The sequence below is a fragment of the Cupriavidus sp. IK-TO18 genome, from assembly GCF_015549295.1.
Lineage (GTDB): Bacteria > Pseudomonadota > Gammaproteobacteria > Burkholderiales > Burkholderiaceae > Cupriavidus > Cupriavidus oxalaticus_A.
The window spans coordinates 88,227-104,866 of the sequence record NZ_JADGMP010000025.1; the positions used below are offsets into that span (position 1 = coordinate 88,227).

Consider the following 16,640-nt stretch of genomic DNA (forward strand, 5'->3'; position numbering starts at 1 on the left):
CTCAGGCTCCCTGCAGTTCCACGACGGCGTCGACGGCGCTGACCCCTTCGCCAGCAGCCATCACCATCAGCGGGTTGATGTCGACCGATTTCAGCGCCGTGCAATGACGCAACGCCCAGTTGCCGAGTGCGACGGCGGCAGACGCCAGCGCTTCGAGATCGAGCGCCGGGATATCGCGGTAGCCCTCGAACAACGGCGCCAGCCGCAACCGCGCACAGGCTGCCTTTACGTCATTGGCGCTAAAGGGCGCCAACAGCGTGACGATGTCCTTGCGCAGTTCGAGCAGCGTCCCCCCCTCGCCGATCATCACCAGCGGGCCGAACACAGGGTCGACCGATACGCCTAGCGCGAACTCATGGCGCCCCTTGACCATCGTCGCGACCACCACGCGCGGCGATGCCACGCCAAGCCGCTGCAGCTTGTCGAAACAGTCCTGCGCGGCGTGGGCGACGCCAGCGGCATCGGTCAGGCGAAGATGCACGAGGCCGTGCTCGCTCTTGTGCGGCACGGCTGCTGCGCAGCCCTTGACCACCACAGGCACGCCACCCAATGCGCTGAACGCCGTCACAGCCTCGTCGACGCTCGCGCAGAAGCGGTATGGCACCACCGGCACGCCTGCTTCGGCAAGCAGCGACAGGCTCCTTGCTTCATCCTGCATGCCGCGACCGTCGAGCGGACATGGCTCCAGGCGCGGCGATGTGAGGGCGACAGCGTTCAACTGATGGTGGGCGGCATACTGCGCCAGCGCCGCGATGGCGTCCGCTTCGGTGACAAACGCCGGTACGCCATGGCGTGCAAACACCTCGCGCACGGTCTGCTGCGGAGCGCTGGCGACAAGCGGCTTGCCGTAATGCCCGCTGAACGCGGCGGCATCACGGGCCAACGCCTCAACGTCGTAACCTGGGCCCGCCACCGGAATGCCAACCATCACCATGTCTGCCTGCGGATCGGCTGCCAGCGCATGCAGCACGCGCGGGAACATATCGCCCTTGCCCAGCAAGGCCGCCGTCATGTCGAGCGGGTTGCTGGCGGTGCCGAATTCAGGGAGGATCTTGCCCAGTTCGCGCAGCGTTGCAGGCTGCAGGTCGGTGAGCGGCAGCGCTTGCTGTTCGGCCAAATCGGCCGCCATCACGCCAACGGCGCCGCTGTGGCTCATCACCACCGTGCGGCCCTGCCCTGGCGCCCGGCCCTGCAGATAAAGGGGGACGGCACGGACCAGTTCGCCGATATCGCCCGCGCGCCAGATACCGTGGCGGGCGAGGAATGCGTCGATGGCTGCGTCGTTACCAACCAGTGCGCCGGTATGGGAGGCCGCCGCCTGGGCACCACGCCGGCTGTTGCCGGCCTTGATCGCCACAATGCTGGCCCCGCGTGCTCGCGCTACGTCCGCAGCCCGAGCAAGCTGTGCGGGGTCCGAGATCGATTCCAGGTAGACGAGGATCAGCCGCACTTCGGGATCCTCCGCCACGGCTGCAGCCATTGCGCAGGCATCAAGGTCCGCGTCGTTGCCGGTGGCCACCAGATAGCGCACGCCGTAGCCGGCCTGCCGCAAAAGCGCATAGGGCATGACGCTCGCCGCGCCACTCTGGCTAATGATCGCTATCGGGCCATCCTTTGGCGCAACCTCCATGAACATCGTGGAGAAGTTCAGGACCGCCCCACTGGCGAAGTTCGCCGTGCCCTGTGCATTCGGGCCTACGAGCCGCATCCCGCTGGCGTTGGCTACGCTCACCAGTTCCTGCTGGCGCTCCCGGCCGGCCGTGCCGGTCTCGGCAAACCCCGACGCCATGATCACCGCCGCCTTGACACCGGCCGCGCCGCATTGCCGCACCTGCTCCAGCGTGGCATCGCCTGACACGGCAATGACGACTGCGTCCGGCGTCTTGCCAATGGCTCCGAGATCCGGATACGCGCGATAGCCCTGTATGGTGTCTCGCGCCGGATTCACAGGGAAGACTTCACCGGTGTAGCCAAACGTGCGCATGTAGTGCACCGGCCGGCCACCTACCTTGTTGGGATTGTCCGAGGCGCCGACGACGGCCACCGATGCGGGCGCGAACAATGCGTTGAAAGTTTCAGTCAAGGGTCGCTCCCGAGGCCTTAACCACCGGCGACCACTTGCCGGCGTCATGCTGGATCAGCGTGGAGAAATCAGCCGGCGTGCCAGGCAAGGGGCGCGCGCCAAGCGCGGCCAGCTGGCTCTGTACCTCGGCCTGTGCGAGCACAGTCTGCAGTTCGCTGTTGAGGCGGCGGATCACTTCTGGCGTGGTGCCTTTTGGCGCGGACAGCCCGAACCAAATCGTTACGTCGAAGCTGGGCAGGCCAGCTTCCGCAATCGTTGGCACCTTGGGCAGCGCATCCGAGCGCTTGGTGCCCGTGACGCCCAGCGCCTTGACCTTGCCGCTGCCGATGTACTGCACCTGGCTCGATACCGTATCGAACATCATCGAGATGCGACCGCCGAGCAGGTCGGTGAACGCCGCTGCCGACCCCTTGTATGGCACATGGACGATATCGATGCCGGCCATCGATTTGAAGAGCTCGCCCGACAGGTGATTGGAGCTGCCGTTGCCAGCCGAACCGAATGTCAGCGTGCCCGGCTTCTGCCTGGCTAACGCCATCAGGTCCTTGATGTTGCTGACCGGCAAGCTGTTCGGGACCACCAGCACGTTTACCGTCGAGGCTACCGAGCCCACGGCCTCGAACGACTTGAGCGGATCCACCTTCAGCGAGCGATAGAGCACCGGGTTGATCGCCATGGTGCCCGTGGTGGAAAAGAACAACGTGTAGCCGTCGGGCGCCGCCTGCGCGACCGCTTCGGTGGCGATGGTGCCGCCCGCCCCGCCGCGGTTGTCGATCACTACTGGCTGCCCAAGCTGCTGCGACAGGTGCTGGCCGATCAGCCGCGCCATGGCATCGGTGGGGCCGCCCGCCGGGAAGGGCACGACCAGGCGGATCGGCTTGGTGGGATACCCGGTGGCAGCACCGGCCACGGCACCAAATGCGAGTGGGCCCGCGGCAAGCATCAGCGCGCACAGCTGTCGCCGGAATGCGCTGAGTAATGCGGAAAAATGGGGCATGTTGTCTCCATATCTGTCTGGCCCCCTCCTCCTGCGGGAAGGGCTGATTGCAGTGTATGGAGTCCAGAGCCAACGCAAAAGAGTAGAATCTGCGATACCTGATATCGATTTTATAGATAGGAAGCGCTGTGAACCTGAAGCAACTGGAGACCGTGGCGCTGGTGGCCGAAGTGGGGTCGCTGTCGCGTGCCGCGCGTGCGCTCGGAATCGCCCAGTCCCTGGTGAGCCGCACCATTGCTCAGATTGAGACGGAGTGGGGCGACAGGTTGTTCGATCGGACCGGTCGCGGGGTGGTGCTGTCAGAGTTCGGCAAGCGGATTTTTCCGCACATTGAACTTCTGCTTGCTCAGTCGGCGCGACTCAATGATGAAGTCCGGAACGCGGCCGGTATTCCGTTCGGGGTGGTACGTATCGGCGTCCTCCCCTCTATGACGCGCCGGCTCGTTCCCGCCTTATTTGCCGACCTGCGCGCGAGCGCACCGGGCGTTCGCTTGCGCGTGACGGAAGGCTTCAGCGGCCAACTCGATGAGCAGCTGGAATCCGGCCACCTCGATATCGCAGTCATTAACCGCTATGGTCCTGGACCGCGGCAGGCCGAGGATATCCTGGCGACAGTTTCAACTTACCTGGTATGTCCGCCCCAGCATGCCTTGGCTGGCGAGCCGACTGTCGCCTTCCATCGACTGCATGGCGTACCCCTGGTCCTGCCGCCTACGCCGAATGGCCTTCGCTCCATCCTTGACCAACATGCGCGCCAGCAAGGCATTGTCCTTGACGTCGCGCTTGAGGTGGAGTCGCTCAACACCATGAAGGAAGTCGCCTTGTGCGGGCATGCCATGACGATCCTGCCTTTGCTTGCCGTCGATGACGAAGTGGCTGAGGGCCGGCTGGCAGCGGTCGAGATCGTCGACCCCGACCTGCTCAGGTCAATCGCGCTCGGCGTCACGCAGCACCACCCGCTGTCCCGTGCGGCCCGGCTGGTTCTTTCCCGGCTTCGCGCATTGGTGCCACGTGTCGCAAGCGCGAAACCTGCATGACGCTGTAAACAGCGTCGCGTCTAGGCCGGCTAGACCGCTTTGGTGTCGAAGATCAAAAGGTCCACGCCTGCCCCAGCAAAATTGGCTAGATCGGCCGCTGTTGCGGCGCCTTCCGGCGACGCCAGCCCCTGTTGGATGGCCTCCAGAGAATCGAAGCTGAGCAACGCTACCAGATGGAACGGGGACTCTCCTAAAGGGGTTGCCACCGACCCGTCGCTCACCTCGTAAGCTCGCAAGCCGGGAATTTTCTTAGCCAGCGGAACGTGCTTCGAAAAGTAATACGAATCGAACGCTGCCTTGTCGTCCGGCTTTTTGTACAGTGCCACAAGCTTTGCCATCTTGTTCGTCCTGTCGCGCGCCTCTGAGTGCGGACCGCAGGGGTACGCCTCACGGCAGCGGTGCTTTAAGTAGATTGATAAGACGATCGGTTGCCTTGCAAGCAACCGATCGCTTAATTTTCGGTCTGGCGTGCTCGTTATCCCGCGACTATTTCACGTGCAGGATGACAGTTCCCTCGGATATCGACGGCGCATTGGCGGCCGTGCCAGCAGCGTTCATGGCGATCCAGTCCTTCGCCACCTTGACGCTCTCATCCGTGCCGGCCTTGTCATTGCAGGTCGTGACGGAAAAGCCGCCATCGGCGGTTCGCGCCAGGGTGTAACTCACGAAACCCTGAACCGAGCGCATCAACGATTCAATCTCTGCTGTCCGTGTTTCAAGCAGCGCAAATAGCTCCTTAGCGCCGCTTCCGGAATAGGTTCTGATAACAGTGTGCATGATCCGCCCCTCCAGCATATGGCCCCGGTTTTTGCGCAGCCAATCACGGAATGCTTTGACTGCATCAGTCTAGTTGGGATACGAGCCTTGCCAAAGCCCGTTTTTCGGCGCTGAACGCTAGGAAGGTCTGTGCAGCGTAGTAGCCTGCGTCAAGGCTCTGAACCACACTCATCGCGCGGACGTCCAGCCCCAATTCTTGCATCAGGGTTTCGAAGAGTCTCGTCTCAGCGCTCGTCCCTGACCTGCACCTTGCCGTCCTCCACCCGGACCGGAAAGGTCGCCACGGGCTCATAGGCAGGCGGGCACAGCGCCTCGCCCGTCAGCAGGGAAAAGTGCGAGCCGTGGCGCGGGCAGACGACCTCCTGGCCTTCCAGGTCGCCGCCGCAAAGCGGCTCGGCCTCGTGCGAGCAGAGGGCCTCGATGGCGTAGTAATTGCCATCCACATTGAATACCGCGACCTCTACGCCACCGACATCGACGTTGCGGCAGGTGCCCGGCGCGAAGTCCTCGGCGCGGGCGACATCGATCCACTCGCTCATCTCAGATCAGCCCCAGTTCCAGGCGGGCCGCCTCGCTCATTCGTTCTCTCGACCAGGGCGGCTCCCATACCAGTTCAACCTCGACTTCGTTCACCCCGCCGGCTTCCATCACGGCGTCCTGCACCACACTCGGGAAGGCCTGCGCCACCGGGCAGCCCGGTGCGGTCAGCGTCATCCGGATGCCCACCTTGCCGCTGGCTTCGTCCGCCGATAACTGGTAGACCAGGCCAAGGTCGTAGATGTTGACCGGGATCTCGGGGTCGTACACCGTACGCAAGGCCGCTATCACCCGCCCCTCGAGGCTGTCCGATTCGGGCTCGAGCCTGTCTTCGTGTTCCTCAGCCTTGCGCAGCCAATCGATCATGCCCATCGTTTCACTCCGTTGAGACCGGCCTGGTGGTGTTATCCAAAGCGGCTTGCATGGTATGCCAGGCCAGGGTCGCGCACTTCACGCGTGCCGGGAACTCGCGCACACCGGCCAGGACCTCCAGCTTGCCCATCGGCACACCGGCCTGCCCCGGCACGCCGGTCACCAGCGCGTGAAAGCCCGAGAACAGCGCCCGTGCCTCTGCCTCGGTCTTGCCCTTGAGCGCTTCTGTCATCAGCGAGGCCGAGGCGGTGGAGATGGCACAGCCCGAGCCCTCGAAGCTGGCGTCCTCGATCACCCCGTCGCGGATGCTCAGGTACAGCGTCAGCCGGTCGCCGCACAGCGGGTTAAAGCCCTCGGCACTGCGGTTCGCTACCGCCAGCCGCCCGAAATTGCGCGGCGAGCGGCTGTGGTCGACCACCACTTCCTGGTAGAGGTTGCGCAGGTCGGACATCAGGCGAATACCTCCTGCGCCGCGCGCACCGCAGCAAACAGCGCATCCACTTCTTCACGCGTGTTGTACAGCGCGAAGGAAGCGCGCACCGTGGCAGGCACGCCGAAACGCTCCATCACAGGCATGGCGCAATGGTGGCCGGCACGGACCGCCACGCCGTGCTGATCGAGGATGCTGCCGACATCGTGGGCATGGATGCCGTCCAGGGTGAACGAGAGGATGCTCGCCTTGTTGGCAGCCGTGCCGATCATGCGCAGCCCGGAGACCTTCCCCGCCCGCGCGCTGGCGTACGCGAGCAGCGCATGCTCGTGAGCGGCGATGGCCTCCAGGCCGACCGCGCGCACATACCCGATGGCCGCGCCAAGGCCGATGACGCCGGCGATATTGGGGGTGCCGGCCTCGAACTTGTAGGGAATATCGTTGTAAGTGGTTTTATGGAACGTGACCTCGCGGATCATGTCCCCGCCGCCCTGGTAAGGCGGCATGGCGTCGAGCAGCGCAGCCTTGCCATAGAGCACGCCGACGCCGGTGGGGCCGTAGAGCTTGTGCCCGGAGAAGGCGTAGAAATCGCAATCGAGGTCCTGTACGTCGACCTTGAGGTGCGGCACCGCCTGGGCGCCATCGATCAGCACCGGGATGTCCCGGGCATGCGCCAGCTCGATGATGTCTCGCACCGGGTTGACCGTGCCGAGCGCGTTGGAGAGGTGCGCCAACGCGACCAGCCTGGTGCGGGGGCCGAGCAATTGCGCGAACTGTTCCAGCATCAACTCGCCGGCATCGTTGATCGGCGCGACCTGCAGCAAGGCGCCGGTGCGCTGGCACGCCAGTTGCCACGGCACGATATTGGAGTGGTGCTCCATCGTGCTGATCAGGATCTCGTCGCCCGGGCGCAGGCGCTGGCCAAAGCTTGCCGCCACCAGGTTGATCGCCTCGGTGGTGCCGCGCACGAACACGATTTCCTCGCGCCGGGCCGCGTTGATCAGGTCTCGCACGGCGTCGCGCGCGGCTTCGTAGGCATCGGTGGCGCGCTGGCTCAGGGTGTGCAGGCCGCGGTGGATGTTGGCGTTGAGCGCGCTGTAGTAACGCGCTTCGCAATGGATCACGCTTTGCGGCTTCTGGGTGGTGGCGGCGTTGTCCAGATAGACCAGCGGCTTGCCGTTGACGGTCTGGCGCAGGATGGGGAAATCCTGGCGCAGCCGCTCTACCTCCAGGCCGGCGGGCGGCACCGCGCGCCCCACGGCCATCAATTCATGCGCTGCCGTGTTCATGGCAACTCCTTCACAGGCTCCGGCAGCTTGCCGCGCAGGAGCGCTTCCAGCCGCGTGCGCAATGGGACAGAGCCGAGCCGCTTGACGACCTCTTCGGCAAAGGCAAAGGTCAGCAGGGCACGCGCCGCGGCATCGTCCATCCCGCGCGAGCGCAGGTAGTAGATCTGCTCGGCATCGAGCTGGCCGACGGTGGCGCCGTGGCCGCATTTGACGTCGTCGGCATAGATCTCCAGCTGCGGCTTGGTGTCGACCTCGGCCTGCTCGGACAGCAGCAGGTTGCGGTTGGACTGGTGGGCATCGCTGTGCTGGGCATCGGCATGCACCACCACCTTGCCGTTGAAGACGGCGCGCGAGGCGCCCGCCAGCACGCCCTTATACAACTCGCGACTCTTGCTGTGCGGGCTGGCGTGGTCGATGCGGGTGTGGTGGTCGATATGCTGCCGCCCGGCGGTCATATACAGCCCGTCCAGCGAACACTCGGTATGCTCGGCATTCAGCCCGATTTCGATGTCAACACGCGCGAGGGCGCTGCCGAGAGCAAACGAACTGGAGTCGAAGCGGCTTCCCTGCTGCTGGTCGAGGTGCACCCCGGCAATATGGAAGGCTTTGAGGCTCTCCTGCTGCAGCTTGTGATGTCCGACCTGCGCATCGCGCTCGGCAACGATGTCAGTGATGGTATTGGTGCAATAGCCCAGGCCATCCAGGCCCGCGTGGTGCTCCACAATGCAGACCCGGCTGCCGGCTTGCGCCACCACCACATTGCGCGCATGGGTTGCCAGTTCGCCGGCGGTGGCGAGGAACAGCAAGTGGATCGGCTGTTCGAGGACGGTGCCGGCCGCCACGCGGATATAGGCACCGTCGGTCATGAACGCCATGTTCAGGGCGGCGAAACCGGACGGGTAGTCGCCTGCGCCGCGCAGCAGTAGCGCTTCCAGGCAGTCCGGTGCGCGCTCCAGCATGGCGGCGAGGCTGGCGAGCTCCATCCCCTCAGGCAGGGCAGCGATGCGCGACCATTGCGGCTGGTGCACACCATTGACGAACACCATCAGGTGCGCGCCGGCCAGGGCCAACGCCTCGATCTGCGCCGCCACTGCAGTGTCCAGGCCGTCTGCGGCCTGTGGCAGAGCCACGGCAAAACGGCTTCTCTCGAGTGCCGCCACGTTGGTGTATTTCCAGTCCTCCTGCCGCAGCGTGGGGAACCCCGTATGGGCGAAATGATCCAGCGCCTGCCGGCGCGCGTGCTCGAGCCAGCTCAGGCGACGGCCCGGCAGCGCGGCCTCGACGCGGTCGAACTCGGCGAGATAGTGCTCCAGTCCGCTTGCGCTCATGCTGAAGACTCCATCCCGGTGACGGCTTGCGCCTCCATCGCGGCATAGCCGGTGCGCTCCAGTTCGCGCGCCAGCTCGGGGCCGCCGGACCTGGCGATGCGGCCGTGCGCAAGCACGTGGACCTGGTCCGGCACGATGTAATCGAGCAGGCGCTGGTAGTGCGTGACCAGCACAATGGCGCGTTGCGGGCTGCGCATGGCCTCGATGCCCCTGGCGACGATCTTGAGCGCATCGATGTCGAGGCCGGAGTCGGTCTCGTCGAGAATGGCGAGCCGGGGCTCCAGCACCGCCATCTGCAGGATCTCGTTGCGCTTCTTCTCGCCGCCGGAGAAGCCCTCGTTCACCGAGCGGTAAAGCAGGTCCTGGTCCATCTCCATGAGCTGGAGCTTGTCCTTGACCAGGGCGAGAAAATCCATGGCGTCCAGCTCCTGCTCGCCGCGGTGCTTGCGGATCGCGTTGAGCCCCGCCTTGAGCAGGTAGATATTCGAGACGCCGGGGATCTCCACCGGATACTGGAAGGCGAGGAAGATGCCCGCGCGGGCGCGCTCTTCCGGTGGCATCCCAAGCAGGTTCGTGCCGTCGTAAAGGACTTCGCCCGCAGTCACGGTAAAGCGGTCGCGCCCGGCCAGTACATGGGCCAGGGTGCTCTTGCCCGAACCGTTGGGGCCCATGATGGCGTGCACCTCGCCGGCCTGCACGCTGAGGTCGATGCCGTGCAGGATGGGCTTGTCGTCTACGCTGACGTGCAGCTTGCGAATCTCAAGCATGGCTGGCTTCTTCCTCCGATGCGCCTGCAGCGCGCCTCGTGCGCGCCACCCTTACCCGATACTGCCTTCCAGGCTCACGCCCAGCAGCTTCTGGGCTTCCACCGCGAATTCCATCGGCAGCTCCTTGAATACTTCCTTGCAGAATCCATTCACGATCATCGACACGGCATCCTCGGCGCTGACACCGCGGCTCTGGCAATAGAACAGCTGGTCCTCGCCGATGCGCGAAGTCGATGCCTCGTGCTCAACCTGGCCGGTGGCGTTCTTCACCTCGATATAAGGGAAGGTGTGGGCAGCGCATTTGTCGCCAAGCAGCAGCGAATCGCACTGCGAGTAGTTGCGCGCGCCGACTGCGCTCCTGGCCATCCTCACCAGCCCGCGGTAGGCATTCTGGCCGTGACCGGCCGAAATGCCCTTGGAAAGGATGGTGCTCCTCGTATTCCTGCCAAGGTGGGTCATCTTGGTGCCGGTGTCCGCCTGCTGGTAGTGATTGGTCAGCGCGACCGAATAGAACTCGCCGACCGAATCGTCGCCCTGCAGGATCACGCTTGGATACTTCCACGTAATGGCGGAGCCGGTCTCCACCTGGGTCCAGGAAATCTTCGAGCGCGCGCCGCGGCAATCGCCGCGCTTGGTGACGAAGTTGTAGATGCCGCCCTTGCCTTCCTTGTCGCCCGGATACCAGTTCTGCACGGTCGAGTATTTGATCTGTGCATCTTCCAGCGCGATCAGCTCCACCACCGCGGCATGCAGCTGGTTCTCGTCGCGCATCGGCGCGGTGCAACCCTCCAGATAGCTGACGTAAGCGCCCTGGTCGGCGATGATCAGGGTGCGCTCGAACTGGCCGGTGTTGCTGGCATTGATGCGGAAGTAGGTCGACAGCTCCATCGGGCAGCGTACCCCGGGCGGGATATAGCAGAACGAGCCGTCGCTGAACACGGCGGAGTTGAGCGAGGCGAAGAAGTTGTCGGTATAGGGCACGACCGAGCCGAGATACTGCTGCACCAGCGCCGGATGCTCCCGCACCGCCTCGGAAAACGAGCAGAAGATGATGCCGAGCTCGCCCAGTTTCTGCTTGAAGGTGGTGGCCACCGAGACGCTGTCGAATACCGCGTCCACCGCCACGCCTGCCAGCAGTTCACGCTCGTGCAGGGGCACGCCCAGCTTTTCGTAGGTACGCAACAACTCCGGATCGACTTCGTCCAGCGTCTTCGGTCCCGCTTTCTGGGAGCGCGGCGCGGCATAGTATGCGATCGCCTGGTAGTCGATGGGCGGGTGCTTGACCGTCGCCCAGTGCGGCTCGGACATCGTCAGCCAGTGGCGGAAGGCCTTGAGACGCCACTCCCGCATGAATTCCGGCTCGCCCTTGATGGCCGAGATCATGCGGATCACGTCCTCATTCAGCCCGCACGGCACCGTGTCCGTCTCCACGGGCGTGTAGAAGCCATGCTTATAGCCTTGGCTGATCAGTTCATCGAGCTTGCGTGCCGGGGTTGCCATGTTCTGCTTCGCTTGCCACTGTTATCGACGTCACGAAATGCCAGCTTGCGGCCCGTGTGCGCGTCGGGCGTGCAAGGCGCCAATATCTACCGCGTGCAATACCGGTTGTGCCATATCTGCCAGTGTCACGCCGTCAAGCACCATAAAGATCACTCTATTGATCGATTGCCAGTTGGCGCGGATGGCGCACAGCCCTTCCTGCGCACACAGGCCGGCAGCGACGCTGCACTCGGTCACGCCGGCCGGGCCTTCCATGGCGTCGATCACCTGTGCGATCGAAATCTGTTCCGGCGGTCGTGCCAGCAGATAGCCGCCATTGGCGCCGCGCAATGACTGCAGCAAGTGGTGCCTTGCCAGCGTCTTCAGGATCTTGCTTGCCGTCGGTACAGACACGCCGATTGCGGCGGCGAGTTCGGCGGCACTGTAAATCCGGCCCGGGTTTCGCGCCAGGTGCGTCATGATCACCGTGCCGTAGTCGGTCAGCTTGCTGAGTCTGAGCATCGTCGCCACCAGTATTTGTCAATTAGAACCAAATCAGTCCTCAATTGTTCCAGCATCCCTGTTTCGCGCCAGGCCAGGATCTGGGAATCCGCTATCACCAGGTCACCGTCGACGGTGTATAGATGAGTAGCCGCAGCTATGGGGGCATGCGAGCCCCGAGAGCGGCGAGGAGACTCAGACATGGTCAACCAACCTGTTACCGTCATCACTGGCGCGAGCCGCGGCTTGGGCCGCGCGGCCGCGTGCCGGCTGGCCACCGTGGAAGGCCATCTGGTCGTCGCCACGGCGCGCAGGCCGACGGACCTCGAGTTGCTGGAGACAGAGCTCCGGCTTGCGGGTCATCCGATCGCTTGCCATCCCCTTGACGTTACGGAAGACAGTTCGGCGGCTGCGCTGGCCAGCTGGCTGACCGAACGCTTCGGTCGCGTGGACGCGCTGATCAACAACGCTGGTGTATCGCTCGACCACTACGACACCAGCCTGCTCGAAATGCCGCTCGAGACGCTGCGCCGTACCTTGGATATCAATCTTTTCGGCGTGCTCCGGATCACACAGGCGTTAGCGCCGCTGCTGCGCGCCAGCCGCGCCGGCCGGGTGGTCAACCTGGCTTCGGGCATGGGACAGCTGGCGGAAATGGGGAGCGGCGTGCCAGCCTACCGAATCTCGAAAACGGCGCTGAACGCCGTCACACGCATCCTGGCCGCCGAAATGACCGACAGCGGCGTCAAGGTCAACTCAGTGTGCCCCGGCTGGTGTCGCACCGACCTGGGCGGCCCCGATGCGCCGCGCTCGCCCGAGCAGGGCATCGACTCCGTGGTGTGGCTGGCAACGCTGCCCGACGATGGCCCCACCGGTGGCTTCTTCCGCGATCGCCAGTCGATTCCATGGTAGCCAGATTCGGATTGACCTGATTGTCGCCCGTCCTATAATTCAAGTGCTGACTGAGACACGCTTTGACAAAGCGAAGGTAGGTCAGCGAAACGATCGTGTTTCCTATATGAAGCGTGATCGTGCAGGCCTCACAAGCCTGCAGGTCCGAACCGGATCATGAGTTGCTGACCCGGTTCGGACGCAGACGCCCACGGTTGGAAGCACCGAGCACCTGTAGCAGGTGCTTTTTTGTATGGTTCATCGAGGTATGCCGGGGAGCCTCGCGCTTGCCGCGCGCCTTGTTCTGCGTCACAGCTGTCCCCCCTGGCCTGCCTGCCTGAAGATCATGACGAGAAACCGGCTCGCCACAGAAACCTCGCCTTACCTCCGGCAACACGCGGAGAATCCGGTCGACTGGTATCCCTGGTGCGAAGAGGCGTTTCGCCGCGCGCGCGACGAGGACAAGCCGGTACTGCTTTCCGTCGGCTACGCCACATGCCATTGGTGCCATGTCATGGCGCACGAATCGTTCGAGAATCCCCGGATCGCCGGCCTGATGAACGAGCGTTTCATCAGCATCAAGGTTGACCGGCAGGAACGCCCCGACCTCGACGACGTTTACCAGAAAGTTCCCCAGATGATGGGACAGGGGGGCGGCTGGCCGCTCACGGTGTTCCTGACGCCGCAAGGAGAGCCGTTCTTTGGTGGCACCTACTTTCCGCCGGATGACCGCTACGGGCGCCCCGGCTTGGAACGTGTGCTGCTGAGCCTGAGCGAAGCCTGGACGCATCGGCGCGAGGAACTGCGCGACACCATCGCGCGGTTTCAGCAGGGGTTCCGGCAGCTAGAAGACGCGGACCTCAGCCGTGAAGCCGCGGAAGTCGAGGATCTGCCCGCGCAGACAGCCCTCGCCCTCGCGCGAAATACGGATCCGATCCACGGCGGGTTAGGCGGAGCGCCCAAGTTTCCCAACGCAAGCGCCTACGACCTCGTGCTGCGCATCTATCAACGAACTGGTGAACCCGCGCTGCTTGAAGCGCTGGAGCGCACGCTCGACGGCATGGCGGCCGGCGGCATCCATGACCAGCTCGGTGGTGGGTTCGCCCGCTACAGTGTCGATGAACGCTGGGCCGTGCCCCACTTCGAAAAAATGCTTTACGACAACGGCCTGCTCGTCAAACTGTACGCGGACGCCTATCGCCTGACCGGCAAGCAAGCCTGGCGCCGCGTATTCGAGGGGACTATCGCGTACATTCTGCGGGACATGACGCACCCCGATGGCGGCTTTTACGCTGGCGAAGATGCCGACAGCGAAGGCGAGGAAGGCCGCTTTTATGCCTGGACGCCGGCCGAGGTGAAGGCTGTCCTGGGCGAATCCGAGGGGGCCCTGGCATGTCGCGCCTATGGCGTGACCGACGGCGGGAACTTTGCACCCGGCAGATCGGTGCTCCACCGTGCGGTCACGCTGCCCGCCCTGGAGGAGGCGCGACTCGAAGGCTGGCGCAATCGGCTGTTGGCAGCACGCGCCCAGCGTGTGCGCCCCGGCCGTGACGAGAACATTCTCGCCGGCTGGAACGGTCTCATGATCCAGGGGCTCTGCGCGGCTTACCAGGCGACGGGCAACCCCGCACACCTCTGCGCCGCAAGGCGTGCCGCCAGCTTTATCGAGGATAAGCTCGCCATGCCGGACGGCGGCGTGTACCGGTACTGGAAGGACGGCACAGTCAAGGTACCAGGGTTCCTGGAGGACTATGCCTTCCTGGCCAACGCTCTGATCGACCTCTACGAATCCTGCTTCGACAGGCGATACCTTGATCGCGCAGCCGAACTGGTGGCACTGATACTCGATAAGTTCTGGGAAGACGGGCTTTATTTCACGTCCCACGATGCCGAGACATTGGTGCACAGGCCTCGCGCGCCGTACGACAGCGCCTGGCCGTCGGGCATTTCAGCCAGCGTGTTCTCCTTCCTGCGCTTGCATGAACTCACCGGCGGGGATCGCTATCGCGACTTCGCCGAGCAAGAGTTCCAGCGATATGGGGCTGCCGCCACCGCGGCCCCGGCCGGCTTCGTGCACCTCCTGGCCGCCAGGGACTTCGCGCAGCGCGGCGCGCTCGGGATCATATTTGCCGGCGATAAGGCGGCTGCCGCCCCATTGGTAAAAAGCGTTCACCGTGCCTACCTTCCGGCACGCGTCCTGGCATTCGCCGAAGATGTTCCGGTCGGCCAGGGGCGGCACCCGGTCGACGGCCGGCCGGCAGCCTACGTGTGCCGACATCGCACCTGTACCGCACCGGTAACCAGTGGCCAGGCGCTCCTTGAACGCTGCATGGCGTGACTGTCACGATGCGACTCGGCCTTTGCCGCGATTCCTGGGGGGTCCGCAAACCAAATTGGGATTGCTCATGACGCCGCTTCGAGCGCGAGCGCCGGTTTCCTGCAGGCGGCCCTCCAGCAACCAGCCCTCGATGCGCTCGGTCTCGAGCGCGTAGCGCAGCGTGCAGCGGCGGATAGTGCGCAGGCACGCGACCCAGGTTGCGCGCCTCCGACATATATACACAAAAAGTGTCAATAACTAACCAATAATATATTGGACGTGATCTAGCTGCAGCCATATTCTCCAGCAGACCCCAACAACGGGCGCGGAAATGACCATGGCAAGCAATCTCATTCTTGAAACCGTCGGACTGAGGAAGGAGTTCAAGGGATTCGTCGCCGTAAACGACGTCAGCCTCAAGGTCAGGCGTGGGCACATCCACGCACTGATCGGTCCGAACGGTGCAGGCAAGACCACCTGCTTCAACCTCCTTACCAAGTTCCTGGATCCCACGCGCGGCACCATCCGGTTCAACGGTGCCGAGATCACCGGCGAGAAGCCGGCGCAGGTCGCGCGCCGGGGCGTGGTGCGCTCCTTCCAGATCTCGGCGGTGTTTCCGCACCTGACCGTGCTTGACAACGTGCGTATCCCGCTGCAGCGCAGGCTCGGGATTTCCTTCCAGTTCTGGCGCTCGCCGAAAGTCCTCGCATCGCTCGATGACAGGGCCATGGCATTGCTCGCCGACGTCGGACTGGAGGACTTCGCCGACATGACGACCGCCGAGATGCCGTACGGCCGCAAGCGGGCGCTGGAAATCGCCACCACGCTGGCCCTCGACCCCGAGCTGATGCTGCTCGACGAGCCTACGCAGGGCATGGGCCACGAAGACGTTGACCGCGTCATGCAGCTCATCAAGAAGGTCTCGGCCAATCGCAGCATCCTGATGGTGGAGCACAACATGAAAGTGGTGTCCGGCATCTGCGACGCCATCACGGTGCTGGCGCGCGGCAGCGTGCTGGCCGAGGGCACATACGCAGAAGTCTCCGCCAACCAGCAGGTCATCGAGGCCTATATGGGCAGCGCTGATGCCGCGCTCGCGGCGCCGGGAGGGCATTGATCATGGCGACGGAATACCTGCGGGTCACCGACCTCCATGCCTTCTACGGCGAATCGCACATCCTGCACGGCATCGACTTGCTGGTGAACGAGGGAGAGTGCGTGACCCTGCTCGGCCGCAACGGGGCAGGCCGTACCACCACCCTGCGCGCCATCATGGGCCTGACGGGGCGTCGCGCCGGCTCGGTCATGATCGACGGCCGCGAGGCAATCGGCATGCCGGCCCATCGCATCGCGCGTCTCGGCGTCGGCTTCTGCCCGGAGGAGCGGGCGATTTACTCCAGCCTCTCGTGCGAGGAGAACCTCCTGCTGCCGCCGCAGGTGGGCGGCGGCGGGATGAGCCTCGACGAGATCTACGCGATGTTCCCCAATCTCCACGAGCGGCGGCATAGCCAGGGCACGCGGCTCTCGGGCGGCGAGCAACAGATGCTGGCGATGGCGCGCATCCTGCGCACCGGAGCGCGGTTGCTGCTGCTGGACGAGATCTCCGAGGGACTGGCGCCGGTGATCGTGCAGAAGCTCGCCGAGGTCATCCGCGACCTCAAGGCAAAGGGCTACACGATCGTGCTGGTGGAGCAGAACTTCCGGTTCGCCGCGCCGCTGGCCGACCGCATGTACGTGGTGGAGCACGGCCAAATCGCCGCGGAGATCCAGCAGCACGAGATTCACGAGAAGCAGCACCTGCTCCAGGAACTCCTGGGTGTCTGAGACCGCTGCGG

The 16,640-nt window shown here is 64.3% G+C and carries 17 protein-coding genes; 5 read left to right on the top strand and 12 right to left on the bottom strand.

What is annotated here, in order from left to right; translation table 11 throughout:
* Position 1: 1 nt before the first annotated feature.
* Together IPF36_RS18225 and IPF36_RS18230 are read right to left on the bottom strand one after the other, a co-directional pair.
* Positions 2-2,131 (bottom strand): acetate--CoA ligase family protein, encoded by a 2,130-nt coding sequence (locus tag IPF36_RS18225; RefSeq protein ID WP_133098065.1) that lies wholly within the window; start codon positions 2,129-2,131, stop codon positions 2-4.
* Positions 2,076-3,080 carry a tripartite tricarboxylate transporter substrate binding protein gene (locus IPF36_RS18230; protein ID WP_195429446.1) on the bottom strand — a complete coding sequence of 335 codons (1,005 nt, stop codon included), beginning with the start codon at positions 3,078-3,080 and terminating at the stop codon, positions 2,076-2,078. Before IPF36_RS18230 ends, IPF36_RS18225 begins: the two co-directional genes overlap by 56 nt.
* Before the next feature lie 128 nt (positions 3,081-3,208).
* Here IPF36_RS18230 and IPF36_RS18235 point away from each other — a divergent pair, with 128 nt between their 5' ends.
* Positions 3,209-4,117: a LysR family transcriptional regulator gene (locus IPF36_RS18235; protein ID WP_195429448.1), complete on the top strand. Its 909-nt coding sequence runs from the start codon at positions 3,209-3,211 to the stop codon at positions 4,115-4,117.
* Between the two features lie 29 nt (positions 4,118-4,146).
* Here IPF36_RS18235 and IPF36_RS18240 read toward each other — a convergent pair whose 3' ends face one another.
* The 10 genes from IPF36_RS18240 to IPF36_RS18285 all read right to left on the bottom strand — a co-directional run bounded on the left by IPF36_RS18240 (position 4,147) and on the right by IPF36_RS18285 (position 11,618).
* Positions 4,147-4,455, bottom strand: a complete 309-nt coding sequence (locus IPF36_RS18240) for an EthD family reductase (protein WP_133098062.1) — start codon at positions 4,453-4,455, stop codon at positions 4,147-4,149.
* A 148-nt stretch (positions 4,456-4,603) separates the two neighbouring features.
* Positions 4,604-4,894, bottom strand: a complete 291-nt coding sequence (locus IPF36_RS18245) for a hypothetical protein (RefSeq protein ID WP_133098061.1) — start codon at positions 4,892-4,894, stop codon at positions 4,604-4,606.
* 224 nt (positions 4,895-5,118) lie between these two features.
* Positions 5,119-5,433: a non-heme iron oxygenase ferredoxin subunit gene (locus tag IPF36_RS18250; protein ID WP_133098060.1), complete on the bottom strand. Its 315-nt coding sequence runs from the start codon at positions 5,431-5,433 to the stop codon at positions 5,119-5,121.
* A 1-nt stretch (position 5,434) separates the two neighbouring features.
* The gene (locus IPF36_RS18255; protein ID WP_133098059.1) at positions 5,435-5,803 is read right to left on the bottom strand and encodes an SUF system Fe-S cluster assembly protein; all 369 of its coding nucleotides are present in this window, start codon (positions 5,801-5,803) and stop codon (positions 5,435-5,437) included.
* Between the two features lie 4 nt (positions 5,804-5,807).
* Positions 5,808-6,254, bottom strand: a complete 447-nt coding sequence (sufU, locus tag IPF36_RS18260; protein WP_133098058.1) for a Fe-S cluster assembly sulfur transfer protein SufU — start codon at positions 6,252-6,254, stop codon at positions 5,808-5,810.
* Entirely contained in the window at positions 6,254-7,522 is a 1,269-nt protein-coding gene (locus IPF36_RS18265) for a cysteine desulfurase (protein ID WP_133098057.1), read from the bottom strand. The genes sufU and IPF36_RS18265 overlap by 1 nt, the downstream gene beginning before the upstream one ends.
* Positions 7,519-8,850: a Fe-S cluster assembly protein SufD gene (gene sufD, locus IPF36_RS18270; protein WP_195429450.1), complete on the bottom strand. Its 1,332-nt coding sequence runs from the start codon at positions 8,848-8,850 to the stop codon at positions 7,519-7,521. Before sufD ends, IPF36_RS18265 begins: the two co-directional genes overlap by 4 nt.
* Positions 8,847-9,617 carry a Fe-S cluster assembly ATPase SufC gene (sufC, locus tag IPF36_RS18275; RefSeq protein ID WP_133098055.1) on the bottom strand — a complete coding sequence of 257 codons (771 nt, stop codon included), beginning with the start codon at positions 9,615-9,617 and terminating at the stop codon, positions 8,847-8,849. Before sufC ends, sufD begins: the two co-directional genes overlap by 4 nt.
* Before the next feature lie 51 nt (positions 9,618-9,668).
* Entirely contained in the window at positions 9,669-11,117 is a 1,449-nt protein-coding gene (gene sufB, locus IPF36_RS18280; protein ID WP_133098054.1) for a Fe-S cluster assembly protein SufB, read from the bottom strand.
* A 30-nt stretch (positions 11,118-11,147) separates the two neighbouring features.
* Positions 11,148-11,618 (bottom strand): SUF system Fe-S cluster assembly regulator, encoded by a 471-nt coding sequence (locus IPF36_RS18285; protein ID WP_133098108.1) that lies wholly within the window; start codon positions 11,616-11,618, stop codon positions 11,148-11,150.
* A 180-nt stretch (positions 11,619-11,798) separates the two neighbouring features.
* Here IPF36_RS18285 and IPF36_RS18290 point away from each other — a divergent pair, with 180 nt between their 5' ends.
* The 4 genes from IPF36_RS18290 (at position 11,799) to IPF36_RS18305 (ending at position 16,629) form a co-directional block, all read left to right on the top strand.
* Positions 11,799-12,509: an SDR family oxidoreductase gene (locus IPF36_RS18290; RefSeq protein ID WP_133098053.1), complete on the top strand. Its 711-nt coding sequence runs from the start codon at positions 11,799-11,801 to the stop codon at positions 12,507-12,509.
* A 325-nt stretch (positions 12,510-12,834) separates the two neighbouring features.
* Positions 12,835-14,826 (top strand): thioredoxin domain-containing protein, encoded by a 1,992-nt coding sequence (locus tag IPF36_RS18295; protein ID WP_195429452.1) that lies wholly within the window; start codon positions 12,835-12,837, stop codon positions 14,824-14,826.
* 316 nt (positions 14,827-15,142) lie between these two features.
* On the top strand, positions 15,143-15,922 hold the full coding sequence (locus IPF36_RS18300) for an ABC transporter ATP-binding protein (protein ID WP_195429454.1): 780 nt from the start codon (positions 15,143-15,145) through the stop codon (positions 15,920-15,922).
* Between the two features lie 2 nt (positions 15,923-15,924).
* The gene (locus IPF36_RS18305) at positions 15,925-16,629 is read left to right on the top strand and encodes an ABC transporter ATP-binding protein (RefSeq protein WP_195429456.1); all 705 of its coding nucleotides are present in this window, start codon (positions 15,925-15,927) and stop codon (positions 16,627-16,629) included.
* Positions 16,630-16,640: the final 11 nt, after the last annotated feature.